The organism is Ligilactobacillus salivarius, from assembly GCF_035231985.1.
In the GTDB taxonomy this organism is placed as follows: domain Bacteria; phylum Bacillota; class Bacilli; order Lactobacillales; family Lactobacillaceae; genus Ligilactobacillus; species Ligilactobacillus salivarius.
In genome coordinates, this window is sequence record NZ_CP117983.1 from 1,503,012 (window position 1) to 1,527,750 (window position 24,739).

General features: G+C 33.5%; 29 protein-coding genes and 1 riboswitch. Of the genes, 5 read left to right on the forward strand and 24 right to left on the reverse strand.

Translation table 11 applies throughout. The features are described 5' to 3' along the window. Positions 1-21: 21 nt before the first annotated feature. Positions 22-888: an ROK family protein gene (locus tag PTA89_RS07400; RefSeq protein WP_324177116.1), complete on the reverse strand. Its 867-nt coding sequence runs from the start codon at positions 886-888 to the stop codon at positions 22-24. 277 nt (positions 889-1,165) lie between these two features. On the opposite strand from PTA89_RS07400, the gene PTA89_RS07405 reads away from it, so the two are divergent. Together PTA89_RS07405 and PTA89_RS07410 are read left to right on the forward strand one after the other, a co-directional pair. Next, complete coding sequence (locus PTA89_RS07405) at positions 1,166-2,503, forward strand: MATE family efflux transporter (RefSeq protein ID WP_087365799.1); 1,338 nt, start codon at positions 1,166-1,168, stop codon at positions 2,501-2,503. Beyond that, positions 2,500-2,886 carry a VOC family protein gene (locus PTA89_RS07410; RefSeq protein ID WP_081534999.1) on the forward strand — a complete coding sequence of 129 codons (387 nt, stop codon included), beginning with the start codon at positions 2,500-2,502 and terminating at the stop codon, positions 2,884-2,886. The genes PTA89_RS07405 and PTA89_RS07410 overlap by 4 nt, the downstream gene beginning before the upstream one ends. A gap of 105 nt (positions 2,887-2,991) precedes the next feature. Here the strand turns inward: PTA89_RS07410 and PTA89_RS07415 are convergent, their stop codons facing one another. Both PTA89_RS07415 and nagB read right to left on the reverse strand, forming a co-directional pair. Next, on the reverse strand, positions 2,992-3,837 hold the full coding sequence (locus PTA89_RS07415; RefSeq protein ID WP_324177117.1) for an alpha/beta hydrolase: 846 nt from the start codon (positions 3,835-3,837) through the stop codon (positions 2,992-2,994). 87 nt (positions 3,838-3,924) lie between these two features. After that, positions 3,925-4,629, reverse strand: a complete 705-nt coding sequence (gene nagB, locus PTA89_RS07420; RefSeq protein ID WP_003705368.1) for a glucosamine-6-phosphate deaminase — start codon at positions 4,627-4,629, stop codon at positions 3,925-3,927. 165 nt (positions 4,630-4,794) lie between these two features. Here nagB and nagA point away from each other — a divergent pair, with 165 nt between their 5' ends. Next, on the forward strand, positions 4,795-5,931 hold the full coding sequence (gene nagA / locus PTA89_RS07425) for an N-acetylglucosamine-6-phosphate deacetylase (protein WP_081535001.1): 1,137 nt from the start codon (positions 4,795-4,797) through the stop codon (positions 5,929-5,931). Positions 5,932-6,039: 108 nt separating this feature from the next. On the opposite strand, the gene PTA89_RS07430 is transcribed toward nagA, so the two are convergent. The 15 genes from PTA89_RS07430 to PTA89_RS07500 form a co-directional block, all read right to left on the reverse strand. Continuing rightward, positions 6,040-6,798 carry a 3-oxoacyl-ACP reductase gene (locus tag PTA89_RS07430; RefSeq protein WP_324177118.1) on the reverse strand — a complete coding sequence of 253 codons (759 nt, stop codon included), beginning with the start codon at positions 6,796-6,798 and terminating at the stop codon, positions 6,040-6,042. Next, entirely contained in the window at positions 6,798-7,025 is a 228-nt protein-coding gene (locus tag PTA89_RS07435) for a DUF2829 domain-containing protein (RefSeq protein ID WP_324177119.1), read from the reverse strand. The genes PTA89_RS07430 and PTA89_RS07435 overlap by 1 nt, the downstream gene beginning before the upstream one ends. 13 nt (positions 7,026-7,038) lie before the next feature. Next, the gene (locus tag PTA89_RS07440) at positions 7,039-7,536 is read right to left on the reverse strand and encodes a QueT transporter family protein (RefSeq protein WP_003701672.1); all 498 of its coding nucleotides are present in this window, start codon (positions 7,534-7,536) and stop codon (positions 7,039-7,041) included. A gap of 10 nt (positions 7,537-7,546) precedes the next feature. Then, positions 7,547-7,591, reverse strand: a riboswitch (PreQ1 riboswitch). A gap of 446 nt (positions 7,592-8,037) precedes the next feature. Next, positions 8,038-8,910 carry a DegV family protein gene (locus PTA89_RS07445; RefSeq protein ID WP_324177120.1) on the reverse strand — a complete coding sequence of 291 codons (873 nt, stop codon included), beginning with the start codon at positions 8,908-8,910 and terminating at the stop codon, positions 8,038-8,040. Positions 8,911-8,981: 71 nt separating this feature from the next. Beyond that, entirely contained in the window at positions 8,982-9,326 is a 345-nt protein-coding gene (gene crcB / locus PTA89_RS07450) for a fluoride efflux transporter CrcB (RefSeq protein WP_324177121.1), read from the reverse strand. Then, on the reverse strand, positions 9,323-9,712 hold the full coding sequence (locus tag PTA89_RS07455; RefSeq protein WP_324177463.1) for a fluoride efflux transporter FluC: 390 nt from the start codon (positions 9,710-9,712) through the stop codon (positions 9,323-9,325). The genes crcB and PTA89_RS07455 overlap by 4 nt, the downstream gene beginning before the upstream one ends. Before the next feature lie 57 nt (positions 9,713-9,769). Then, a complete protein-coding gene (trxA, locus tag PTA89_RS07460) occupies positions 9,770-10,093 on the reverse strand; it encodes a thioredoxin (RefSeq protein ID WP_003705375.1) in 324 nt (107 codons plus the stop codon). Positions 10,094-10,166: 73 nt separating this feature from the next. Next, positions 10,167-11,000, reverse strand: a complete 834-nt coding sequence (locus PTA89_RS07465) for a Cof-type HAD-IIB family hydrolase (protein ID WP_014568697.1) — start codon at positions 10,998-11,000, stop codon at positions 10,167-10,169. Between the two features lie 99 nt (positions 11,001-11,099). Then, positions 11,100-12,233, reverse strand: coding sequence for an LCP family glycopolymer transferase (locus PTA89_RS07470; protein WP_324177122.1), 1,134 nt, complete (start codon positions 12,231-12,233; stop codon positions 11,100-11,102). 196 nt (positions 12,234-12,429) lie between these two features. Then, on the reverse strand, positions 12,430-12,873 hold the full coding sequence (locus tag PTA89_RS07475; protein WP_003709626.1) for a threonine/serine exporter family protein: 444 nt from the start codon (positions 12,871-12,873) through the stop codon (positions 12,430-12,432). Positions 12,874-12,889: 16 nt separating this feature from the next. Beyond that, the gene (locus PTA89_RS07480) at positions 12,890-13,639 is read right to left on the reverse strand and encodes a threonine/serine exporter family protein (protein WP_003705380.1); all 750 of its coding nucleotides are present in this window, start codon (positions 13,637-13,639) and stop codon (positions 12,890-12,892) included. A gap of 113 nt (positions 13,640-13,752) precedes the next feature. Then, a complete protein-coding gene (locus PTA89_RS07485; RefSeq protein WP_004564159.1) occupies positions 13,753-13,953 on the reverse strand; it encodes a cold-shock protein in 201 nt (66 codons plus the stop codon). Between the two features lie 147 nt (positions 13,954-14,100). Beyond that, positions 14,101-14,748 carry a metal-dependent transcriptional regulator gene (locus tag PTA89_RS07490; protein ID WP_003705381.1) on the reverse strand — a complete coding sequence of 216 codons (648 nt, stop codon included), beginning with the start codon at positions 14,746-14,748 and terminating at the stop codon, positions 14,101-14,103. Positions 14,749-14,874: 126 nt separating this feature from the next. After that, on the reverse strand, positions 14,875-15,765 hold the full coding sequence (locus tag PTA89_RS07495; RefSeq protein WP_324177123.1) for an RluA family pseudouridine synthase: 891 nt from the start codon (positions 15,763-15,765) through the stop codon (positions 14,875-14,877). Between the two features lie 2 nt (positions 15,766-15,767). Then, on the reverse strand, positions 15,768-16,655 hold the full coding sequence (locus PTA89_RS07500) for a hypothetical protein (RefSeq protein WP_324177124.1): 888 nt from the start codon (positions 16,653-16,655) through the stop codon (positions 15,768-15,770). A gap of 72 nt (positions 16,656-16,727) precedes the next feature. Here PTA89_RS07500 and PTA89_RS07505 point away from each other — a divergent pair, with 72 nt between their 5' ends. After that, on the forward strand, positions 16,728-17,354 hold the full coding sequence (locus PTA89_RS07505) for a phosphatase PAP2 family protein (RefSeq protein ID WP_324177125.1): 627 nt from the start codon (positions 16,728-16,730) through the stop codon (positions 17,352-17,354). Between the two features lie 45 nt (positions 17,355-17,399). On the opposite strand, the gene PTA89_RS07510 is transcribed toward PTA89_RS07505, so the two are convergent. The 5 genes from PTA89_RS07510 to PTA89_RS07530 all read right to left on the reverse strand — a co-directional run bounded on the left by PTA89_RS07510 (position 17,400) and on the right by PTA89_RS07530 (position 20,604). Continuing rightward, entirely contained in the window at positions 17,400-18,209 is an 810-nt protein-coding gene (locus PTA89_RS07510) for a hypothetical protein (RefSeq protein ID WP_324177464.1), read from the reverse strand. Positions 18,210-18,260: 51 nt separating this feature from the next. Then, a complete protein-coding gene (locus PTA89_RS07515; RefSeq protein WP_003709620.1) occupies positions 18,261-19,082 on the reverse strand; it encodes an alpha/beta hydrolase in 822 nt (273 codons plus the stop codon). A gap of 72 nt (positions 19,083-19,154) precedes the next feature. Next, positions 19,155-19,496, reverse strand: coding sequence for an AzlD domain-containing protein (locus PTA89_RS07520; RefSeq protein ID WP_003701691.1), 342 nt, complete (start codon positions 19,494-19,496; stop codon positions 19,155-19,157). Beyond that, positions 19,496-20,275, reverse strand: coding sequence for an AzlC family ABC transporter permease (locus tag PTA89_RS07525; RefSeq protein ID WP_003701222.1), 780 nt, complete (start codon positions 20,273-20,275; stop codon positions 19,496-19,498). Before PTA89_RS07525 ends, PTA89_RS07520 begins: the two co-directional genes overlap by 1 nt. Positions 20,276-20,364: 89 nt before the next feature. After that, positions 20,365-20,604: a hypothetical protein gene (locus PTA89_RS07530; protein ID WP_003701221.1), complete on the reverse strand. Its 240-nt coding sequence runs from the start codon at positions 20,602-20,604 to the stop codon at positions 20,365-20,367. 93 nt (positions 20,605-20,697) lie between these two features. On the opposite strand from PTA89_RS07530, the gene PTA89_RS07535 reads away from it, so the two are divergent. Continuing rightward, positions 20,698-21,525: an exodeoxyribonuclease III gene (locus PTA89_RS07535; protein ID WP_003705390.1), complete on the forward strand. Its 828-nt coding sequence runs from the start codon at positions 20,698-20,700 to the stop codon at positions 21,523-21,525. Between the two features lie 47 nt (positions 21,526-21,572). Here the strand turns inward: PTA89_RS07535 and PTA89_RS07540 are convergent, their stop codons facing one another. After that, positions 21,573-24,611 (reverse strand): YhgE/Pip domain-containing protein, encoded by a 3,039-nt coding sequence (locus PTA89_RS07540; protein ID WP_324177126.1) that lies wholly within the window; start codon positions 24,609-24,611, stop codon positions 21,573-21,575. Positions 24,612-24,739 lie beyond the last annotated feature (128 nt).

The window sequence follows — 24,739 nt, forward strand, 5'->3', positions numbered from 1 at the left end:
GACACACCATTTAAAAAATAATTATTCTGCTTCCATTGCTAGTAAGAAACAACCTGTAATTCCAGCATCATCGCCTAATTCTACATGAACGATATAGTCATCTAAATCGGGTGTTGGAACATAATCATTCATTTGCTTTTTAAATGATTCTCTTATCATTGGGAATAATTGTTCTTGCTTAGAAACCCCACCGCCAAAAATAATTTTTTCTGGTGATAAAGTTAAAGTTAAATCTACACATGCTTGTGCTAAGTAATATGCTACAATTTTCCAAGCCTTATCATCTTTAGGAATATCATAAGCTTTAACGCCACCTTGTCTTGCTTCAATTGCAGGACCAGCAGCTAAACCTTCTAAACAGTCATGATGGAATGGACACTTTCCTTCATATTTGTCATCAGGATGACGACGCATAATGATATGACCAATTTCTGGATGTCCATATCCTTCGATAACTTTACCATTAATAACAACACCGCCACCGATACCTGTTCCAACAGTTAAGTAAACACAACTATCTTTACCTAAAGCTGCACCTTTTTTCAATTCACCGTAAGCGGCTCCGTTAACATCCGTTGTCCATGCATAAGGTACGTCAAATCTCTTCTTCATTTTACCTAAGAAATCATAGTTCTTCCAGCCTGGCTTAGGTGTATTAGTTATATAACCATATGTACTAGATTTGCGATTAACATCAATTGGTCCAAAAGAAGCAATTCCAATGGCTTGAACTTCATGCTTTTCAAAGAACTTGAAAACATCGCTCATTGTTTCTTCTGGTACTGTTGTAGGAATTGAAACCCTTTCTACTATATTTAAATTTTCATCAGCCACTGCACAAACAAACTTTGTTCCACCGGCTTCAATTGCTCCGTATAATTTAGTCAATTTATCTCACCTCTATTAATTGGTAAACGTTTTCCTCTATAACAACTATTATTTTATAACATATCATTTAAAAGGTAAAGAAAAATGTGCTAAACGTTTGACATATGATATAAATTATTTTCAAGTAGATAATTACCTTCATTATTCTAATAATGTGCTATAATACTTTTTTGAAATAAGGATGCAAAATCGCCGGGTTTTGCCACAATATCTAAACTACAAGTGAACTGACAGGCGGCAGATTTTCTGCATAGGTTCGCTTATACGGAGGGTAATTATGCAAAATACTGTTTATTCAGTAAGACGTGAAGTTTCCGGTTATATCGTGAAAAATATCTTCGCATCTTTAGGAATATCATTATACGTTTTGGTTGATACTTTATTTATAGCTCTTGCAGCTGGTTCAATTGGTCTTGCAACTTTAAATATTGTATTGCCAATTTTCAATCTTTTTAACTCTTTAGGGTTACTTTTAGGTGTTGGTGGTGCCGCTATTTTTTCTTTAAATAAAGTTCGTCACCCTGAAAGAATTGAAGGACTTTACAGTGAACTCATCATTTTTTGTGTAGGACTAGGAATTCTCTTTGCAATAATTGGAAATCTTTTTCCTCATCAAATTTTGACTTTAATGGGTGCTAATCAACAAACCATCAATATGGCAACCACTTATTTTCGTATTGTTTCCTGTGGTGCTCCATTATTTATGGCAAATTATGTTACTATTAACTTTGTTAGAAATGATGGCAACCCCTCACTAACAATGCGGGCTGCTTTAACACAAACAGCTTTCGTAATATTCATGGATTGGCTTTTAATTTTTGGGTTAAATTTAAAAATGGAAGGTGCTGCTTTAGCAACTATTTTTTCTCCTTTAACTAGTCTGACGGTTTTAAGTAGTCATCGCCATTTTGCACAACGACAATTAAAACTTTTTAAAACCAAAGTCCATCTCAAAACGGTCCTAAAAGCTGCTCGATTAGGTATTCCATCTTTCTTGAATGAAATGAGTACTGGAGTTAGCATTTTTGTTTTCAACTTAGTACTTCTAAAGTTAGGTGGGAATTATGCGATTGCTGCTTATGGAGTTATTGCTAATATTGGGATTGTTTTCTTAGCAATCTTCAACGGTGTTGCCTTAGGGGTACAACCTATTGCCAGTCGCGAGTATGGTAAACACTTATACCAAAACGTAAAAATTGCTTTAAAAATTGGATTGCTTGTTACTTTTTCAATAGCTATAATCAGTTATTTCTTACTTCTTATTTTTAAAGCTCCTATTGTCGATATTTTCAACGCTGAACACGAAGCTCAACTTGTTGCTTATGCAGTTAAGGGTATTCCTATTTACTTTATTAGTATCTTTTTTAGTTGTCTAAACCTTGTTTTAATGCTATTTTTAGCAGCTATCAACGATGCTAGAGGTGCCTTTTTCTTGTCGATTTTACGTGGATACGTCATCCTATTACCATCAATTATTATTTTTGCTTACTTTGGTGGCATAGCTGGTGTCTGGGCAAGTGTTCCATTTACTGAATTTATCGTAGCAAGCTTAGGTATATATCTGACTAATAAAAAAATTTCTACTATGCAAATAAGAAAGGAATCTTTATTGTGAAAATCAAACGTTTAGATCACATCGTATTAACAGTATCAGATTTAGCTCAGGCTGAACGCTTCTATCATGAAGTATTTGATATGCCAGTCATTAAGGATCAAACCACTGAAGATGTAATTACACTTCGTTGTGGTCATCAACTTATTCGTCTACGCAAAGCTGATAAAAATAGTGACTTGCATGCTAATAATCAAACAATTGGTGCAGCTGATATTTGTATCGTCTCTGGAGATAAAATGTCTGACATTGAAAATCATCTTAAGAGTTATTTTGTAAATATTGTTGCTGGTCCTGTGACAAAAATGGGATCTGAAGGCGAAATGACATCGATTTATCTACGTGATTATGATCAAAATCTGATTGAAATCTCAACTTATAAATAACCTAAAAAAATCTCAAGCTGATATTTTAGATACCAGTTTGAGATTTTATTTTTTATACAATTGTCAATTCTAGACACAGGACCAATTTCCTAATTTATGCAAATCCTATTTAGCCCATAAGAAACTTACTAATGCTTTATCAACCTCTTTGCTTTCATGCAATTTGCTATGTTGTCCATATTTTCCACTTATTTTTAATTCTTGATATGACTTCTCACGACTATTTAATAAGTATTTTAAAGATTTTGATGAATTATTGCTTACCCTTCCATCTGACTTATCACCTACGTCGCCATAGATGTTTAGGACATCAATTTGATTCTTAGGATAATTATCTCTAATTGCCAATAATTTCTTATAACTCTGTCTAAAGATATTTGGCTTACCATTTTTATCCAATTTACTTTCACCTAATTTGTCATCCATTCCTAAAATACCATTAAAATGACCAGCAATATCTACTTGCTTTTGAATTTGAGGTAACCTCTTATCTCCACCGTAATTCAGCAAGTAAAACATAATTGACATATTTCCCATTGAATGTCCTACTACATTAAACTTTTTTATGCCATATTTCTTTTGTAAGGCTACCACTACATTTTTCATCCATTTAGCATCTTCGTTATAATTTGCGTTCTTGTTATCTTGATAATTCACTTCGACAATTGGATTTCTTGCATTCTTTTTCATATTTCCTATTAATTCAACTTCACCCTTAGCCGAAACATCAGCTCTGATGATTGTATTAGTTACACCTTTATTTTTAGCATAATTTGCCATTTGTCGTTCCGCACGATAACTACTCCCCCAACCATGAAAGAATAAAGTAGGAACATCTGAATTAATATAATTTTTCTGAGCAGCTTGTACTCGATAAAGTCTTACTCCACAAAATACTATTAATAAAACAACTAGTAAGACTAACCATACAGATTTATTTTTTCGTAACACTATACCACCTCAAAGCCTATTATAAAGCTTAGAGCTTACTTCAAGGCAAGAAAAAAGTACATGGAAATTCCATGTACTCTCTAATTGTTATTTCAACAATGAAGCTGCTTCTTCATCAATAATTACTACAACATCAGGGTGATTTTGTAGTACACTTGCTGGAACTTCAGGTGTTACTGGTCCTTCAATCATCGCCTTAACTGCTTCAGCTTTATTCTTGCCAAATGCTTCTAATAAAATTGTGTCAGATTTCATTATTGTTCCAATTCCCATTGAATATGCGTATTTTGGAACATCTTCTTCATTGTCAAAGAAACGTGAATTTGCATTAATAGTTGATTGTGTCAATGCCACTTTATGAGTCTTACCATCAAATGATGACCCTGGTTCATTAAAACCAATATGACCATTACGTCCAATTCCTAAAAGTTGTAATCCAACATGATATTCTTCTAACAACTTATCATAGCGCTCACATTCTTGATCAGCATCTTCAGCCATTCCATTTGGTAAAAATGATTTTGCAAATGGCTTAGCATTGAATAAATGTTCCTTCATAAAATAAGCGTAACTTTGTTCATCTTCTGGCTTTAATCCCACATATTCATCTAAATTTACAGAAATACTATTGGAAAAATCAATATCACTTTTTACTAATTCATCGTATGTTGTTTCTGGAGTACTACCTGTAGCTAAGCCGAATACTTTGACCCCATTATCTAAAGCTTCTTTAAATACTTTTAATGCTTCTTTTCCGCCTTCTACTTGATCTTTAACTTTGATTATTTTCATAATAAATACTCCTTCTTTCGTTTTGGTCTATACCAATTATACAACTAATATTTCTATTTGTAAACTCTTGCATTTATGGTCTATACCATTTATTATTAAGTTGTTACTTAAGTTAATAGAAGTGCGAGTTTATCGCTATTATTTAAAATAAAGGTGGTCAAATATATGAGTACAGTTTTAAAACATGGACTTATTTATACTGGTTCCGCAAAAATTGTAGATGGATATTTACGATTTGATAAACAAATTATCAATGTTGGACCAATGTCTGAATATAAAGCCCAAGTATCTGATGATAAAATTATTGATTTGGAAGGACAAGTTGTAGTTCCTGGCTTTATCGACGTTCATAGCCATGGTGGTTATAGCTTCGATTCCATGGATGGCGATGCTAACCAAATTAATGAAATGGTTAATGATATGGTCCATGAAGGTATTACTACATATTTCGCTACAACTATGACTCAATCTCATGAAAATATTGCGCATGCGATGGTTGGTATTAAAGAAGCTGCTGCAAAAAATCCAGTTATTCAAGGTATTCATCTTGAAGGACCTTTTGTTTCACCTATTTTCAAAGGAGCTCAACCAGAAGAATATATCGAATCTCCTGATATCGATGCTTTCGCTCATTGGAATGAACTATCTGGTGGCATGATTAAATTAGTTACTTATGCTCCTGAAAATAAAAATACTACTGAATTTGAAAAATATTGTATTGAACACAACATCGTATTATCTGTAGGTCATAGTAATGCTACACGTGCTCAAATGAAAGGCTCACTTGCTAGTCACGTTACTCATTTATACAATGCTCAACGTGAATTGAAGCATCGCGAACCAGGTGTTACTGGTCATGCTCTTCTCGAAGGAAATATGTACTGCGAAATCATCGCTGATGGATTCCATGTCTTCCCAGATATGATTAAACTAGCTTATGACCTAAAAGGACCAGATAAGATTGAATTAGTCACTGACTCCATGCGTGCAAAAGGTATGCCTGAAGGAGTTTCAGAATTAGGTGGTCAAAAAGTTATCGTTAAAGACAAGCAAGCTCGCCTAGAATCTGGTAATTTGGCTGGCTCTGTATTACAATACCAAGATGCCTTTAAGAATATTATGAAATTTACTGGTTGCGGTATTGAAGATGCTGTGAAAATGTCTTCTGTTAACCAAGCTCGTGAATTTGGCTTAACTCAAAAAGGTGCCATTGAAGTTGGTAAAGATGCTGACCTAAACATTCTTGATTCTGATTTAAATGTTGTTAAAACATTTAGTTTTGGTCGTTTATTTGAAAAATAATTAACTAAAATCCCTACTAAATTACTTTAATTGTAAATTAGTAGGGATTTTTCTAATCATTAATAAAAGATAGCAATCGATGCATGATCAATTACTATCTTTTCAAATCTATTTAACTATCCATCCACCGTCAATTGTAAAAACAGTTCCGTGAACATAATCAGCTCTTGGACTTGCCAAGTAAAGTGTCATTTCTGCTACTTCTTTAGGTTTTGCCCATCGTTTAGCTGGTGTGAGTCTGGCTACTTCTTTAGCCATCGCCCCATCTCCAACAAAATCAGCCGCATTCATCGGTGTATTAATTGCTCCTGGAGCTATACAATTAACTCGAATTCCCTTATCAGCGTAATCATAAGCTAATTGTTTAGTGTATCCAATAATTCCATGCTTTGCCGCTGTATAAGCTGCTCCACCACCACCAGCAACCAATCCTGCAATAGAAGCCATATTTACAATAACTCCATGTTTCTGTTTCAACATTATTGGTAAAATTTCATTAGTCAACAAGAACATACTTTTTAAATTGGTATTAAAAATATTGTCCCATTGTTCTTCACTAGTATCTAAAGTTGGTGCATAATTATCTAGAATACCAGCTGTATTTAATAAAATATCCACAGTTGATAATTCTTTTTTTATTTTTCCTGTCCACATGTGAATATCTTTTTTCTTTCTTATATCCACTTGTTGAAAACTTAAAGTCGGAAATTTTTGCTCTACTTCCTTAATTTCTACACTTTCTTTAATATCAGCTCCATAAACTATTGCTCCTGCTTGTAAAAATGCTTTAGTTTGCTCTAGTCCTATTCCAGAGCTGACACCTGTCATAACAACTACTTTTCCTTCAAATTCTGGATAAAGGTTCATTATTCTACAATCTTCCAATCATCAGCTAATACATCGCAAGAAGTTGGCATAAATTGTGATAAAGCTGGCTCTTCTTTTGTTCTAATCATCAAATATGGGTTAACTTTTTCTCCATTAAGAGTATCATTATCAACTACGAAAATGTATTCCTCAGAGCTACCCCAACCTTCAGTACGAACAGCTTTTTTACCTTTTTTTAATTCTGGTAATACTTCTTCAAAAGTCATAATCTTCCCTCGCTTATCTAGTTAAATCAATACGTTTACTTAAAATCCACATTAAAATTGCACCAATTAACATTGAACCAAATTCACCGATTGCTACAGTGAAATATGTTGGCCAAAATGGTAGCTTACTTACATAATATAATTCCAATGCTACACTCCATGTCATAACAGTACAAATTATAACTGTAATTAAGAGCTTTAATGGGACTGATTTTACATGTTTACTTAATAAATAACTTAGACCCGTCATAACTAATGTTCCTAATGAACCAAAAATGACATCAACGATTCCCATTGGAGACCAAAGATTTGCAATTGCACATCCAATTGTCAATGCCCATATATAACGTTTATTGAAGACTACCAAGTTATTAAATACTTCTGATAGTCTGAATTGAATTGCCCCAAAACTTAAAGGAGCTAAACCTAGTGTTACTGCTGCATATAAAGCTGCCACTAAAGCACCTTTAATCACCGCAATAAGTTTTTCGTGTGATTGTGTATCAACCATATAAATTACCTGCTTTCTAGTTTTTTTAACTGGGATGTTTACGAACCAGTGTGGAAAAGCCACGAAATACAGTATAACAAACTTTTTTGAATAACAAAAGCGACCACAAGAACTATTTAAATTCTTGCAGCCGCTTTTTCTTATGGGTTAATTTTATTTTTTGCAACGTTCTAGGCTCCAATTATTCATTTGACTTTTCTTCAGCTTCTTGAACAGAGGAAGCCTTTACAATTGTATTAGTTACGTGACCATCTTTAACAGTTTCAACTAAATACCACTTCATATGCTTCACCTCCTAAAAATTTAGTAATGCTATCTACAATCAATATGATAACACTTTCACAAGCAATGTTCAAATATTTCTATACCGTTTTCATAACTTTTATTAAATACTTAATAAATTTACTTATCCATTACTTGATTTTAGCTATTCTATATCTTTTGCAATTTAATTTCAACAAAAAAACACTAAAACTTAGGAGTTTTAATGTTTCTTAAGAGTTATTCAGATATAACAGTTTTCCAATCTAAACCAAAACTTATCCCAATACTTTTCTTTCCTGTATAAATAGCTAAAGATATTGGAAGCTCATCTTTTTCAATTTTAGCAGTTGGAAAATTTTCTTGTAACAATTCACATAATTCGTCAAATTGACTATTATTCTCATCGCCCATTAGGGTAATCCGCATCTGATCATTCATACTATGATACTGAGAAATAATTAGCTCTAATACCTCACTATAGGCTTTCTTCTCTCGATAGTGTGTATTTACCATCGCTAATTTTCCGTTCTCATTAAATTTCATCATTGTTAATGGACGCAAAAATAGATTCGACATTGAATTTACACCGTTCGATACATATCCCGTCTTCATTAGTTGATAGATATCAGAAATAAGCATATAAGTGCGATTATTATTTCTTAAATTAATAAGTTGATCTACAACTTGACTAACTGTTTTTCCGGATAAAAGCATTTCACCAGCCAACTCAACCATTTGTCCTTGTAAGGCTCCACTAGAGTAAGAATCAAATACAATTATCTTTCTATCCGAAGCTTTAGCATATGATGATACAACTTTAGGTAAGCTACTGATTCCGTTAGCTAAAGAAATATACAAGAACTCATCATAACCTTCTTTTTCTAGACTTTCAAAATATTCTTCTAGATAAGCCGTTGATATTGGTTCTAAAACCGGAGTATCAGTCCTTTTGTCTAACATTTTATCTCTTAAATAAGGCGTCATCCCTGTTTTTTCTGGATATCTACTACCTTCAAATTCAATAGACAATTCAATTTGATGAATATTAAGTTCTTTTATCTTATCAACTGTCAGACAAGCTGAAGTATCAGTTAAAATTGCAACTTTCATTTATTTATCCTTTAAATTATTCTATTCAAAAACGACACTACTATTCCATTCTATCATATTTTTTGTTTGTCTTATAACTTTCCTAACCAAGATCCACAATATGCAGCCAGTATCCCACATATCACTGTTAATAATAAATATATAAGCATCATTTTTCGCTTGCGATTATTAACAAGTGTTACCAATTCTACTTGGAATGTGGAAAAAGTTGTATATCCACCTAAAAATCCAGTCCCTAGTAATAACAATATGTGACTACTTGTGCTTTTGTTGTGTAAAAATCCTAATAATAGGGCTCCAGTTATGTTGATAATAAAAGTTGCCCAAGGAAATACTCTAGTTCTGCTCTTCAATACTTGTGTCATTAGATACCGCACAGATGCACCTAATCCAGCTCCTAAAGCTACTTCTATCATCTTCGGTCACCAACTTTTCCTAATTTTATTCCTAAAATCATTCCTATATATGCTAATAGGAAACCACCTACTACACTTATCAACAAGTAAAAGGTAACATTAGTAAATGTAGACAAGCCCAAAATATCCACTGTAAATGTGGAAAAAGTTGTGAAAGCTCCTACCATTCCTGTCCCTAGACCTGTACTTAACCAAGCTGGTAATTTTTGCCTTTCAATCACATAATAAGTCAGGAAAGCTAAGCAAAAACTTCCAATCAGATTAACCAAAATAGTTCCCGTAGATGCTAGCTTAAGACCTAACAAATATCTTAACATCCCGCCTATCATCCCAAAGAAAAAGACACTTATTAAAGTGCCTAATTTCACGTTTTGCACCTCAATCATCTCCACTAATTAATCCTTATAGTATAAGTTAGATTTGATTGAATTGCAAAACTATCTCTATTCTACTTCTGCAAGTTTTTCATCTAAGTAATTTGCCATATCTTTTTTAGGATGGAAACCTACAACTTTTTCTTTTGCCACTCCATCTTTAAATAAGATCATCGCTGGAATACTCATAATTTTATATTCCATCGCTAAATCTTGATACTTATCTACATCGACCTTAGCAAATTTTACTTTTCCTTGATAATCTTTTTCCAATTCTTCTAAAACTGGATTCATCATTTTACATGGTCCGCACCATTCTGCCCAAAAGTCAACCAAAGTTAGCCCTTCCTTAGTTACATCAGCTAAATCTTTGGGAGTGATGTTTTTAGCCATTTAAATCCCTCATTTCATATAACTTTGTAATTTTATCTTACCACCATCTCGGAGTTATGCACAAAATTACTGCTTAATCTATTTTATTATAAATAAATTTATCTACTGCTTCTGCAACAGCATCATGATTATTATCTCGCTTGCAAATATAATCTGCCTTAGATAAAACTTGTTCATTAGCATTTCTAACAGCTACACCGACTCCGGCAGCTTCAATCATTGGCAAGTCGTTACTATTATCACCAATTGCGATTGTTTCTTCTGGCTTAATTCCTAACATTTCAGCCAATTTCAACATTCCTGTACCTTTATCCGTTGAAATGTTATTGAATTCAATATAACGGCCTGAAGAATATGTGGTTTTGAACTTATCGCCAATTTCTTTACGTGCAATCTCATTAAAGGCAAGTCTCTTATCCATATCATTAACATTGATGATAATCTTAGTAATAGGAGTATCTTTTAAGAAATCAATATTAGGTTCTTGTAATTCAGTCCACTCTACTCCACGTGGTTGCAAGTAATCTTTTTCGTCTTGATTGACATTCCACATGTACAATTCATCCAAAGTATAAACGTGGATGCAACTTTCTGGATAATATCTCAAACTGATATCAAACAATTGTTTAACAATATCAAAGGCCAATCCTTCAACATGTACTACCTTTAAATCTTTATTTTCAACAATTGCTCCACCATTAAAACTAACTACATATTGATCTTTTGTTTGGTAAATTCCTAATGTCTTCAAATTTTCTTGAACAGAGAGATAGCTTCGACCTGTATTTAAAACCACTTTTACTCCGTCTTTGATCGCCTTTTTGAGAACGGATACATTTTTAGGTGTAATTTCAGCGTCATCATTCAATAAAGTTTCGTCCATATCAATCGCTACTAATTTATACATATACCATTCATTCCTTTGTTTTAATTTAACTTCAATTTATATTGTAACACATTATAGCAAAGAAAAAAGAACCAGCCTAAACCGGTTCTTTTCTATCATCTAATATCCACCATAATAAGTGTTATCATCATTACTATAATTAGTATCTTTGCCTTCTGAGCTGATATTCACATCATTATCACTAGAAAGTGTATTTCCTGTTTTAGCCTTAGATAAACCTAGTGCTTTTCTAAGCTTATTAGTAATACGTTGTTTTTCAGTTGTTGATGCTATTTCGAAAGATTCTCCATTAATCATTTCAGAAGTTCCTTGTAAGAAGTCTGAATCCATATCATGTGTAGCAACACGATACTTAGTTCCTAGTATTAATAAATCATCAAATGTTAAGTCTGTCTTCATTTGCTTAGAAATAGTACTTAGGAACTTTTGATTAACTAAACTTGTTAACCCTGAACTCTTAAATGCAAGTTTAGTTAATACTTGACGTTGACGTTCTTGTCTACCATAATCCCCAAGTGGATCTTCATGGCGCATGCGAACATATGCTAAAGCTTTCTTCCCATCCATATTTACTTCTTTACCCTTCTTAAAGGTATACCCACCATAGGTAAAGCTAATAGTTGGTTCTACTTTAACTCCTCCAACTGCGTCAATTAATTTTTTTAGTCCACCCATATTGATAGTTGCATAAAAATCAATTGGCACATTTAAGAATTTTTGTACAGTCTTAACTGCTGTTGCTGATCCTCCATATTCGTATGCTGAATTTATCTTGCTTGGGAAGTAATCTTCATAACCATAAACAGCTACCTCAGTATCACGTGGTAATGATACTAATGTCATCTTCTTGTCCCCAGGATTCAAGACACAAAGTATCATTGTATCTGTTCTTCCTTTAAAACTACGTCCCAAAGCTCCAGTATCAGTACCCATTAGCAAAATTGAGATAGGTCTTTTCTTCTTCAAAGCGTCACTAACATTTCTGGCTTTTGCGACTTGAGTTGAACTATAAATTGCATTAGCGGCTTGTTTAGCATTAGTATATTTTCTATAAGCATAAAATCCCCCAATAATTGCTACAATAACTACAACTAGCCATAGTAATTTATGTCCCTTTTTTTTCGGTTTATTATTATGTTGATGATAGCGTTGGGAACGAGTCATATGTTCTGTATCTATATAACCATTCTCATCACTTCGAACATTATAATTATCATTTCTTCGTGATGGCATTTTCTCCTCCAAAATTATCGAAAAAAATAATCCGCTTATAATAATATACTTTGAATCATTTTTTTCAAATTATGTAATCATAGTGCCAGTTTACCAAAAAATTATTAGATAACAAATACTTATATTAAAACGTATTTAATTCTTTAAAAAATATTAACTCAAGTTTTCATTTTGTTACTGTTATGTAATAATAGCGTTAACTTTCTTTTACAGTCCTTATCTTAAAGTAAACCTGACCTACTAATTCAGCTAAAAAGAATCCCATCGCTATGGCTCCAGCTATCATCCCAACTTGTACTAAATATTCAATTGCTAAAGAGTTATTTCCTAAAGCAAAATAACGAATTGCACGATAAGATTGTCCCCCTGGCACTAATGGTACTAGGCTAGGAATATTAAAAAGAATCATAGGCATCTTTTTCACACGTGCAAAAATAATTGCAGTAACTCCAATTGCAAATGCAGCTAAAAGATTAGCTAACATATTACCTAAATCAAGATGCTTAATAAATAAAAAGACCATCCAGCCTAATACTCCAATAATTCCACAACCATTTAAGGCCTTTCTAGGAATATTTAAAAGTACTCCAAAGCCTACAGATGAAAGATAGCTGAATAAGATATTGATTAATAAGTTCACCTTAACCTTCCCTCCCTTACATAAATCTTAGAACCATCGCAATCCCTAAAGCAATTGCACTAGCTGATAATAATGCTTCTGTTCCTCTAGCTAATCCACTTAATAAATGGCCAGCTAAAACATCTCTTACAGAATTGGTAATTGGTACTCCTGGTACTAACGGCATAACACTCCCAATAATTATCATACCTACTGATATTCCCAAGTTATTTCTAACAGCTAATACGGATAAAACACCAATTACTAACGAAGCTAAAAATTCACTTACAAACTTTATTTTAAATGTTGTATTGATAAAGTAATAACAAACATAACCCAATCCACCAATAACTGCAGTTGTGATAAAATCTTGCCAATGACCATTGTACATTATCATCAGAGTGCAACTTATCATTGCTGCAGCCAATACTTGCCATGTCCAAGCAAAAAATGGTGCTTTTTTATCGATAAATTCCAACTTTACCTTCATTTCTTCAACTGTGATTTTTTTCAATTGAAAAGCACGTGAAATGTCATTGACTCTTGACACTTTTTCTAAATCAATTGTTCTTTTTTGAATTGGTTCTACCTGTGCCAATTTATAATTTGGAACTGACATCATGATTCCGGTGGTAGTCTCAAAAATTTTTGGTTCTTTAATTCCACCATTTCGAGCTATACGTTTTAAAGTATCATCAACTCTTGCCATATCAGCTCCACTTTCAATCATAATTTTTCCAGCTAACATGACAGAATCTATTAATTCTTGCATTTGCGTATCTTGCATTGTAACTAACCCCCACCGTCTTCAAAATTTATCTAATCATATCACGATATTTAAAGCAAAAAAAGACTGAAAAGAATTTCTTCTTTCCAGTCTATCATTTATCTACTTAATTATTAGTCTTTAACAACGTTAGTAGCTTGTAAACCACGATCGCTACTTTCAACGTCAAATGTTACATGTTGACCTTCTTCTAAAGTCTTATAACCTTCACCTTGAATAGCTGTGAAATGTACAAATACATCATCACCATTTTCACGTGTGATAAAACCAAAGCCCTTTTCTGCGTTAAACCATTTAACTGTTCCTTGTTCCATAAATGAAAAATCCTCCTTGTGCCTAAGCACATAATAATTCTGTAATTCTGAGTGGCACATAATAGAGAAATTTCATTGAAACAATCTAAATGAAACCTAGTCAAAAATACAATTCTAAGTATAACATACTTATTGGCAATAACCAAATTATTTCACGAAAATATAATGAGCAGCTTTATATCCAATGCTTAATTCAGCCCCGTCAGCCAACCTTTTAACCTTAATTGGTCCTTCAAATGGAAGATGTTCTAAAACTTCAATCTTGTCTCCCAATTTAAGTTCCAAATCATCTAAATAAGTTAGCAACTCATGGTTATCAATAAATCTGTCAACTTCAACCGTTTCTCCAACTTTAATTTCAGCTAAAAATTCGTGACTTTCTTCTTCATATTCCCCAGCTTCTGTTGGAATAACTCCACCATGTGGACATTCACGTGGGCTATTAAGAAATTGATCAAGCTTTTTCATTAACTTATCGCTAGCTACATGTTCTAAAACTTCAGCTTCATCATGAACTTCTGATAATTGATAATCCAATTTTTCTACTAAAAAAGTTTCCCATAGACGATGACGGCGAACTAATTTTTCAGCTACTTCAATTCCTTCATCAGTTAATGATATTCCTGCATATGGCGTATGTGCAGCTAAACCCTCTTTAACTAATTTATTAACCATTTCAGTTACAGAACCAGCAGCAACATTTAAACTCATCGCTATTTGCTTGTTAGAAACCTTTTTCTTAGTTCCACCAAGTTCAAAAATAATTTTTAAATAATCTTCTTTCTTAGGTGTCATTATTTCACCTCTATTTTTTCCAAATTTAAATTACTCGTCACTCATAAATGTAAAACGTTTACTACCTAATTATAACAGATTTCAAACACTATAGTAATTTAAATTTTGGTCTACCAAAAATAAATCTTAATTTTTCAATCTAACTATCAAATTTTCTAAATCTTTTGGCATCTCACTTTTAAATAACTTTTCTTCTTGAGTAAATGGATCTACGTAAGCTAACTGATACGCATGGAGTGCCTGTCTTTCTAGTCCCCAATCTAATCTGCCACCATATAACTCATCGCCTATCAAAGCATGATTAATGCTACTGAAGTGAACTCTTATTTGATGCGTTCTACCTGTATGTAGCTTACATTCAACTAAAGTGGCTTTATCTCCTAAATATTCTCTAACCCAGTACTCAGTCTTGGCAATCTTTCCTGTATCAGTTACCATTTGTCCGATTCCGTTTTCTCTAGGTCCAAGTGGTTTATCTATTATGCCATGCTTTTCTGCAATAATTCCTTCGACCACTGCCAAGTATCTTTTATCTATACTATGTTCTTCAACCTGTTTGTTAATCAATCCCTGAGCAAAACGATGCTTAGCTACAAGAACTAAGCCACTTGTATCTCTATCTAAACGAGTAATTACATGCGGAACTAAGTCTTTTGATTTTTGTTGCCATAGATGAAATTTAACCCGATTAACTAAAGTATCGATACGATTACTAGGACCTGGAACACTTGAAAGTAAAGGTGGTTTATCTACCACTAGCCAATTGCTATCCTCATAAATAATATCTAGCGATTCCTTACTCATTTTGACATTTTCATCTGATTTTTCTGGTGGTAAAATTAAAGTTATTTTTCCTTTACCAACTTCAATAGATAATGACCTTTTTTTGCCATCTACTAAAACTTTTCCATTTCCTTTTTTCAAACTACTTAAAGTTCGATGACTGACACCCTTATTCTTTAAAAATTTTTTGAGTGTCGTTTTCTCGTCACTTTCTTTATTCCACGTAAATTTCATCGTTAAACCTTTCTAAAGAAACTTACTAATAATGCCACTATACCAATTACAGATTCGATTATTCCCATATTCACAATCTGACTTAAAATTGCGTAGGCATAGTTTTCAACAATACTTCCCAAAATTCCTGATTGATTAATTAAACTTGGAAATATCTCTGCTGGCACACTAGTATATCCAATAATGCAAAAGATTATCCCTGTAATCAAAAATGCTAAACCTGTATAGTGCAACCAACCAAATAAACTTCTCTGTAATAATAATACTAAGATCAACATTATCACTGTAATGATACTTCCTGCAGTTATCATCAGTGTCACATAACCACTGATATCGCTGGCAGCATCATATACTTGTTGTAACTGTGTACTTGGAATTTGTTGACTGATGTAATTGTTTAATACAGAAGCCAGTGACTCCACTACTCCACTAAAGACAGAAGCGTCAACGGGTACTCCTGAACTTGCAATTTCCTTATTCACATTTGTTTGAATTTGACTACTTAAAGTATTAGTATCCACAATTTGTGTAACTTGTCCGTCATAAATTCTTTTAATGGCAATCTCAACATCTTGTCTAAACTGCTTCTTAGTAATTAAACTATCCGCATAACTTGCTGGAATTCGGTATATTTGAGCAGATGAAGCTAATGTTTGATTGGCTTCAGTATATAGTTTCCCAATATTTTCGTCTTTAGCTAATTCCTTACTGGTAAAATCTGCGTTCAAAACCGTAGTCTTTATCAAAAGTCCCATAGTTGCGACACTTAAAGCAGCCACCATGATTAAAGTAAATAACCGACTTATCCACTTAGCACGAAGTTTCTTGGGTTGCTTTAGCATTTTTTCAGCTTGTGTTCTTCGCATTTCTTGTGATGAATCTTTCCCCATAATCAGTTTCCTTTCTTTAAAAATAATTTAAATGGTATAATCTAGTAGATATTATTTATAAGGAGTTTTTTGATGTTTGTTCCACAAAATAAGTATAGACCCTTTATCGCGTCTATCTACTTAGTTTTATTTTTAATATTATTAATCTTAGTTAAAACTAACAGCACAATCGTTACATCATTTGATAAATTTGTACAGAACTTACTTCTACCAATTACTAATCCCACTAATACAAGAATTGTTGAAAAAATTACTTATCTAGGTGGCCCTAGAATTGCCGCAATTCTTTCAATTATCGTTAGTCTTTATATGTTTATTAGACATAACTTCAAGGCTGGAATTTGGTCAGCCAGCACCTTGGTAATTGGAAATCTTATCAATATACTAGCTAAAAATTTAATTCAGCGTCCACGCCCTAGTGATAAGTTAGTCGCAATCGGTGGCTATAGCTTTCCAAGTGGGCATACCTTTGGAACTGCTTTATTTATCTTTTTCGTAGTATTTTTAATTGTTCCTCAAATTAAGGCTGTTACGTTAAGACGAATTCTAACCTTCTTAGGTTTCCTTTGGATTCTTATTATCGCCCTAACGCGCGTATATTTACATGTACATTATCCTACTGATACTATTGCCAGTGTTTTATTAGTCCTATTTTTATGGGAAAGTTCACTTATAATCTGGCGTAGAATCAGTGATTAACCCTAATAATTATTAAAAGCAGCACTCTAGGTGTTGCTTTTATTTTTACTTATTTTCATTATTAGGCTGTGGCTCAGTTGCAGAATTATTTGTTTCCGGCTTAGATTCCGAGCTATCTTTTACATTATCTTGGCCATTATTTTTATCGTCATTTTTCTTGGGCTCACCATTTTGATTTTCCGCTGATGATGATGAACTAGCAGCAGTTTGTTTTGCTTTTTTAGCTTCTTCTTGTCTTTGTTGTTCACGTTGTCTTCTTATTGCAGCTTGTTGATTTTGAATTCTAATTTGTTCCAAAATGCTATTATTTCTTTCCTGCAATTCACGTGCATCTTTTCTTACTTGTGAATAATACTTTTCGTCAATATTTTTTCCATCTAAAATCTGAACTAGATTTTCATTCGATTGGCTATAAGCTCCTATTTCAGTAAGTCTTATAGCTTCATTATAAAGATCATCATACTTTTCACGTTGCTTTAGTACTGATTCTAGAAGCTTATCTTTCTTCTTAGCTCTCTGGGTTAGAATTGATAAAGACGGAGATATCTTTGCAGTTGATCTAAATGTTAACTGCGCTTGTTCATAATCATCTTGTTTTAATTCAGCTAAGCCTTCTTGATAGAGTTTAACTTGTTCTAATCGTTGTTTAGCTACTACATCATCTGGTTTCTTACGTAGAGCATCTTGCAAATTAAGTTCTGCTTTCTTATATTCTGCAGCTTGAGCATTAGTTATTGCTTGCGACATTAAATTATCAAACTGCTTTTGTGTTTCACGCTTTTTAGTATAACCAAAGCCAACAAATACAAGTGCCACTACAATTGCTGTTATTAACCAAAACATCCACCGCTTCATCATCTCACCCCATTTCTCTTTCTAGTCTAGTATAGCATTTACTCACCAATTCTACTTAAGAAGTGCTTGCATCCAACTATGGAATAAATCTACCCATTGTGCAGCTTGTGGTTCAATGTCTTCTGGACGACCTACACGAGCCGTTTCTTCATTAGCTAATGCCAAGCCATGAGGACCATGTGGGAAGATATGATATTCTGTTGATACTCCAGCTTTTCTCAATGCTGAGGCAAATAGTAAACTATTTTCCATAGGAACAGCCTTATCTTCAAATGTATGCCACATAAATACTGGTGGTACATCCTTAGTAACTAACTTTTCAAGTGATTGGTTAGCTAAAGCTTTTTCATCTTCAATTCCATCTTTACCTAAAATTTGTTCAAAGGAACCTTGATGCCAAAAATCTTTATTAGCTGTGATAACAGGATAGGATAATACCAAACCATTTGGCTTAATCTCTTCTGGTTTATATCCCATTTGTTTCAATTCATCGCTATTCCATTTAACACCTAAACTAGCAGCTAAATGACCACCAGCTGACATTCCCATAATGATGATCTTATCTTCGCGAACATTCCATTCATCAGCATTATCTCTAACTAATTTTACACTTTGGGCTAATTGTTCCAAGGCTACAGGATATCTAACTTGGCAAGTATAGTTTAATACAAATGCATTATATCCCATAGTTATTAATTTCAAAGCAACTGGATCGGCTTCTCTATCTGAAACAAAATGATAACCCCCACCGGGACAAATGATAATTGTAGCGTGCTTATCTTGTACTCCCCAGTCATTTTTCTTTTCAATTGTATATCCCATTAATTCAGCTGTATGACCTGCAACTGTGATCTTTTCCGTTATTTTTTGCATAATAAAATCCTCCTTAAAACAAAAAGCCACCTTAGTAATAATATGCCTAAGATAGCTAATAAACCTTATATTCTAAACTGTCAAAAATGTGGCTAAAATTGCTACTGCTACCAATCCAAAAAGAACTGAAAGTCCCATGGAACGTGAGCGATAAGCCACAACAATAACGATTATTGCTGCTAGTAACTTAGCCATATATTCTAAACCTACAAATGTATAGGTCTTTGTATTAACAAAAAGGTCTCTGACTACGAGTGCCGTAAACAAAGATACTGGCACGTATTTCATCCATTCATTAAACCATTCTGGAATCTTACGAGTTGAGAAGAATTTCAATGGTAAAAATCGAGGAATGAAAGCCGCAATCATCGAACAGATAATAAGTATAAAATGGTCCATTGACGAATATTGCATCATTTTTCTCCTGACTTACTAATAACTTTCCGACTTGCCTTTGGCTTGATCTTCTTTAACCAGAAATTGCCCTTGGCTTCACCTTTTTTAACGATATTATGTTCAATCATAAAACCGATAAAGGAAGCTAACAATGTAGCTACTATTAGTCCCATTGTACTCTTCAAAGTAACTAACGCAACAATTGCAATTACCCCTGAAATAAAACTAACTAAAATTGTTAGTTTGTTGCGAATTTGCATAACAATCATATAAATAAACATTGCAGTTAAAGCAAAGTCGACAATATCTAGATAATTCTCCATTGGTAATAAATTACCAACTAAACTCCCAATAAAATTAGCTACAGACCAAAATAGTAAGGACCAGTGTTCTACAGCTAAGGCATCTTTAGGCGTCCAGCTCTTATCAGTTGCGAATTTTAAGTAGTTTACAGCATAATTTTCATCATTCAATGAAACGGCAAAGAAATATAAAAACTTCTTGCTTGTTCCTTTAATATATTGTGACAAACTTGAACCCAACAACGCATAACGTAACTCTAGGAAAAATAGCATAATAACTATCGTTTGCATTGGGGTATTCGTAGTTAACATAGAAGCTATCAAGAACTGAGCTCCACCTGAGAATACTAATACAGATACCAATAAAGTTAATAGCGGGTTAAAACCGGCAGCATGTAATAAAATTCCGCATGCCAAACCGATTGGCACATAACTTAGGCATAATGGTAGAGACACCTTGAATACTTCTACCCAACGTGCTTCTGTTTTTTCCACGAATAAGCCTCCATTTTAAGAATAAAGTCCTCACAATTCAATTATAACACATGATTATTTAAACTTTAAAATAAAAATTAATATCAGATTTATTTGATTATCTGCATTTTACTATAGCTAATAATAATTTTTCCCTTAGCGTCTTGATAAGTAATTGATTTATTATACTCATCGTCAAAAATTATCATCGCTGAATTATGTAATTGTTTATCGACTACTCCTGTAAAAGTATGACGATGAAACTTAAATTCAACATGTGTGCCTTTAACGAATTTTTTACCAATTTCACTAACTTCTATATTTTTGTCTTCGTTAGTAGCTTTTGCCATTTTAATCACTTCCTATTTTCATTATACCCCTTTTTTAGAATTTGAAAAATGTGGTAACATTGAGTCAAATATATTAATTAAGGATGTGAAATCATGAAACTTATTTCATGGAATATCGATTCTTTGAATGCTGCTTTAACTAGTGATTCTGCTCGTGCTAAACAATCACGTGAAGTCTTAGCAACTATTATTGATGAAAATCCAGATATAATAGCAATTCAAGAAACAAAATTATCAGCTACAGGTCCAACTAAAAAGCATCAAACTATTTTAGCTGAACAATTTCCAGATTATGAAATTGCTTGGAGAAGTTCTCAAGAACCAGCTCGTAAAGGTTATGCCGGTACTATGTTTCTCTATAAAAACAATTTAAATCCTACTATCAGCTATCCTGAAATTGATGCACCTGAACCAATGGATTCTGAAGGTAGAATTATCACACTTGAATTTGATAATTTTTACGTTACTCAAGTATATACTCCTAATGCTGGCGATGGTTTGAGACGTTTAGCTGAACGTCAAGTTTGGGATGAAAAGTACGCTGACTACCTAGTTTCATTGGATCAAAATAAACCTCTTCTTTCTAGCGGTGATTTCAATGTTGCTCATAAGGAAATCGACTTAGCTCATCCTGGTAATAATCATCATTCTGCTGGTTTCACTGATGAAGAAAGAGCAGGCTTTACTAACTTGCTTAATAAGGGCTTTACAGATACCTTCCGCTATGTTCATGGCGATGTTAAGGATGTTTACTCTTGGTGGGCTCAAAGAAGTCGTACAAGCAAGATTAACAACTCTGGTTGGAGAATTGATTATTGGCTAGCAAGTAATCGTATTGCTGATAAAATTGTTCGTTCTGAAATGTTGGATTCTGGTGAACGTCGTGATCATACTCCAATAGTGTTAGAAATTAATATCTAGACGAAAAAAGAGAGATTTTCAAAATTCGAAAATCTCTCTTTTCTATTCTAATCTTCAATGCTTGTTGGTTCTTCTGAATAACTTACCTTTCCGCTTGTACGTAAGTAACTCATAGAAATCCATAATAGCAATAAGCTTGCTACAATAAAGATTAATTGAACTGTTAATGAAATTGTTATTTGGCTGCTTCCTAAACCACTGGATAATGATTCACGGAATCCGTAAACAGAGTAAGTCATTGGTAAGTATGGGTTAATTGCTTGGAAGAAACCATTCATACCCTTAGTAATTTGAATTGGGAAGGAACCACCACAGGCACCTAATTGAATTACCAAGAAAATCATACCAATGAATCGTCCAGGGTTACTGAACAACATAGCTAATACCATAATTATGAACATTGCCGCCAGTGAGAAGGAAATAGCGTTCATGAATGTAGCAAATGGATGATCTGGATGTAATCCAGCTAACATCATCAATCCTACTTCAACAATAGCATTTCCTACCGCTACAACAGCACCGATACTTACTTTACTGAAGAACCATTCTGTTGCAGAGCCATCAGGAGTTGATAGTCGACGAATTGGGTAAACTAAGTTAAATACCAATGCACCAACATATAAAGCAACTGATAACATGTATGGAGCTAATGCATAACCATAGTTAGGAACATAGGAGTAGTTCTTATGTTTCAATGTTGTAGGTGCAGCGAACATATTAGCATTTGCACTATTCAAGTTTTGACTATTAACTTCCTTAGCACCAGCACTTAAGCTCTTAGCTAAAGTTCCGTTACCTTCACTGATTTGGTTTGCACCATCAATTAATTGACCGGAGTTAGCAGCTAATTGTTGAGTACCACTTGCTAATTGGTTTACACCATTTGTCAATGTTGGCACTTGAGCGTTAAGTTGTCCAAGACCACCAGCTAATTGGTTACCACCATTTGCTAATTGATTTACACCACTTGTTAATGCTGGAATTTGTGCATTCATTTGGCCTAAACCACTAGCTAATTGGTTACCACCATTTGCTAGTTGATTTACACCACTTGTTAATGCTGGAATTTGTGCATTCATTTGACCTATTCCACCAGCTAATTGTGCGGAACCAGATAAAATCTTACCGTTATTAGCAACTAATGCTACTGCGCCATTATTCAATTGTGTAACACCTGTTACTAATTCTGGCAATTCATTCTTCAATTCTGATGTTCCTGCATATAATTGGCTTGCACCAGAAGTCAATGCACCATTTTGATCAGTCAATTGATTTGCACCATTTAAGGCACTTGTTACACCAGCAGTATATTTGTTTACACCATCATTCAAATCAGATGAGCCTTTAGCTAACGCTTTAGTTGCTTCTTGTAAAGTAGTTACATTCTTTGCTAATTCTTGCAATTTGTCAGCATTACCTTTTAATTCATTAGGATCGATATTAATTCCATTCAATACACTAGCTGCATTAGTTAATTTATCAGACATTGCTGATAAATTAGATAGTTGACCTTGAAGTCCTGATAGCTTAGTATTTACACCATCCATCTGAGCCTTAATTTGACCTGCTGTTGTACCTGCATCTGAAATTGCATTACCAGCTGCTTGGTTTTGTTGTAAAGCTGCTTGTAATTTTTGCTTATCAGCATCTGTTAAGTTGCTAGAACCTAAAACTGCTTGGATATTTGCAGATGAACCTTGAACACTACTTCCAGCAGTCTTCAAATCACTACCTAACTTATTAGATAATTCTGTGGATGAACTTTGAACAGCAGCTAATTCATCCTTCATTCCACCCATACTACTTTGTAGAGTTGTTATAGCTTGCATTGCTGGTTGTAATTGTTGCTTTACAACTTGTAATTGTTGTAAGCCATTAATCAATTGTGTAGTATCTCCACTATTAAATTGGCTGACATTAATTTTAGCAACTTCAGCAGCTAGTGCTTTATTACCAGCGGCAACTTGTGCTGCACCATCTTTCAATGATTTAGAATTACCGTTAAGTTCAGTCAAGCCTTGTTGAAGTTGAGATACCCCTGCTGTATACTTATTAACTCCATCATTTAGTTGCTTACTACCGTCATTTAATTTAGTAGCACCAGCACTTAAACTATCAGCACTACCAGCAACTTTATCATGTAAAGTATCAACACCAAATACTAATTGATTTACACCATTTATATATTGACCTAAGCCATTGTTTAAATCATTAGAACCTGTTGCTAATTGATTTACACCTGAAGCTAATGTTCCTGTCTTACCTTGCAGTGTATTCAATCCAGATGATAAAGTCTTAGAACCTGTTGCTAATTGATTTACACCTGAAGCAAGTGTTCCAGTTTTACTTTGCAATTGGTTTAATCCATCTGCCAATACACTAGCACCAGTTGTTAACTTCAATACACCAGCACTCAATGGAGCAACACCGTTCTTAAGTTGGATAACACCATCGTTAACTTGGTCAACACCTGCTGTATAAACCTTCAAACCATCAGATAATGTATATGCACCATCTGAAAGTTGTGTAGCACCTTTAGCAGCTTTGTTGAAACCTTTACCAACTTTCTTCACTGTGTCAAACATTGTTGTGGCATAAGCTTCGGAAACAGAATCACGAACAGAAGAATTTACTTGCTTAGCTCCTTCTTCTCCGATAACTTTACCAATGTAGTTCAACGCATCATTAGTGTTATATGTTAGTTGCATCTTCTTAGGATGCTTATCTAACACAGTCGTAGCATTTTTAGAGAAGTTCTTAGGAATTGTAATTACCATATAGTACTTCTTATGGCTCAATCCATATTTAGCTTCTTTTGCGTTAACAAAATGCCAACCTAAATCTTTATTCTCTCTTAATTCTTTTTCTAAATCTTCACCGACTTTAAATGTCTTTCCTTGATACTTAACTGGCTTATCATTATTTATTACCGCAACGGGTAAATACTTGGTATTGCCATAAGGATCCCATACTGATTTTAAGAAGAATAAACTATATAGGAAGGGAATAATCATAATAGCAATAATTGTTGCCGTTAAAATCTTATGTTTACGAATATTATTAAATTCTTCAGCTACCATCTTCAAAGTAGCATACCCCCTCTTTCTCAATTTATATTCTAACGTTATATAATATACACTTTATATTACTATGTAGACAATAAACAGATAGCGATATTTGTCGCATTCTAGATATTATAAAACTACAATAAATA

What these genes read in the sequence shown, in the direction of transcription:
- PTA89_RS07405 (WP_087365799.1), top strand. Translation starts at nt 1,166, where the DNA reads ATGCAAAATACTGTTTATTCAGTAAGACGTGAAGTTTCCGGTTATATC.
- nagB (WP_003705368.1), bottom strand. Translation starts at nt 4,629, where the DNA reads ATGAAAATAATCAAAGTTAAAGATCAAGTAGAAGGCGGAAAAGAAGCA.
- nagA (WP_081535001.1), top strand. Translation starts at nt 4,795, where the DNA reads ATGAGTACAGTTTTAAAACATGGACTTATTTATACTGGTTCCGCAAAA.
- PTA89_RS07430 (WP_324177118.1), bottom strand. Translation starts at nt 6,798, where the DNA reads ATGAACCTTTATCCAGAATTTGAAGGAAAAGTAGTTGTTATGACAGGT.
- PTA89_RS07435 (WP_324177119.1), bottom strand. Translation starts at nt 7,025, where the DNA reads ATGACTTTTGAAGAAGTATTACCAGAATTAAAAAAAGGTAAAAAAGCT.
- PTA89_RS07440 (WP_003701672.1), bottom strand. Translation starts at nt 7,536, where the DNA reads ATGGTTGATACACAATCACACGAAAAACTTATTGCGGTGATTAAAGGT.
- PTA89_RS07445 (WP_324177120.1), bottom strand. Translation starts at nt 8,910, where the DNA reads ATGAAAGTTGCAATTTTAACTGATACTTCAGCTTGTCTGACAGTTGAT.
- crcB (WP_324177121.1), bottom strand. Translation starts at nt 9,326, where the DNA reads ATGATAGAAGTAGCTTTAGGAGCTGGATTAGGTGCATCTGTGCGGTAT.
- PTA89_RS07455 (WP_324177463.1), bottom strand. Translation starts at nt 9,712, where the DNA reads ATGATTGAGGTGCAAAACGTGAAATTAGGCACTTTAATAAGTGTCTTT.
- trxA (WP_003705375.1), bottom strand. Translation starts at nt 10,093, where the DNA reads ATGGCTAAAAACATCACTCCCAAAGATTTAGCTGATGTAACTAAGGAA.
- PTA89_RS07465 (WP_014568697.1), bottom strand. Translation starts at nt 11,000, where the DNA reads ATGTATAAATTAGTAGCGATTGATATGGACGAAACTTTATTGAATGAT.
- PTA89_RS07470 (WP_324177122.1), bottom strand. Translation starts at nt 12,233, where the DNA reads ATGCCATCACGAAGAAATGATAATTATAATGTTCGAAGTGATGAGAAT.
- PTA89_RS07480 (WP_003705380.1), bottom strand. Translation starts at nt 13,639, where the DNA reads ATGCAAGATACGCAAATGCAAGAATTAATAGATTCTGTCATGTTAGCT.
- PTA89_RS07485 (WP_004564159.1), bottom strand. Translation starts at nt 13,953, where the DNA reads ATGGAACAAGGAACAGTTAAATGGTTTAACGCAGAAAAGGGCTTTGGT.
- PTA89_RS07490 (WP_003705381.1), bottom strand. Translation starts at nt 14,748, where the DNA reads ATGACACCTAAGAAAGAAGATTATTTAAAAATTATTTTTGAACTTGGT.
- PTA89_RS07495 (WP_324177123.1), bottom strand. Translation starts at nt 15,765, where the DNA reads ATGAAATTTACGTGGAATAAAGAAAGTGACGAGAAAACGACACTCAAA.
- PTA89_RS07500 (WP_324177124.1), bottom strand. Translation starts at nt 16,655, where the DNA reads ATGGGGAAAGATTCATCACAAGAAATGCGAAGAACACAAGCTGAAAAA.
- PTA89_RS07505 (WP_324177125.1), top strand. Translation starts at nt 16,728, where the DNA reads ATGTTTGTTCCACAAAATAAGTATAGACCCTTTATCGCGTCTATCTAC.
- PTA89_RS07510 (WP_324177464.1), bottom strand. Translation starts at nt 18,209, where the DNA reads ATGAAGCGGTGGATGTTTTGGTTAATAACAGCAATTGTAGTGGCACTT.
- PTA89_RS07515 (WP_003709620.1), bottom strand. Translation starts at nt 19,082, where the DNA reads ATGCAAAAAATAACGGAAAAGATCACAGTTGCAGGTCATACAGCTGAA.
- PTA89_RS07520 (WP_003701691.1), bottom strand. Translation starts at nt 19,496, where the DNA reads ATGCAATATTCGTCAATGGACCATTTTATACTTATTATCTGTTCGATG.
- PTA89_RS07530 (WP_003701221.1), bottom strand. Translation starts at nt 20,604, where the DNA reads ATGGCAAAAGCTACTAACGAAGACAAAAATATAGAAGTTAGTGAAATT.
- PTA89_RS07535 (WP_003705390.1), top strand. Translation starts at nt 20,698, where the DNA reads ATGAAACTTATTTCATGGAATATCGATTCTTTGAATGCTGCTTTAACT.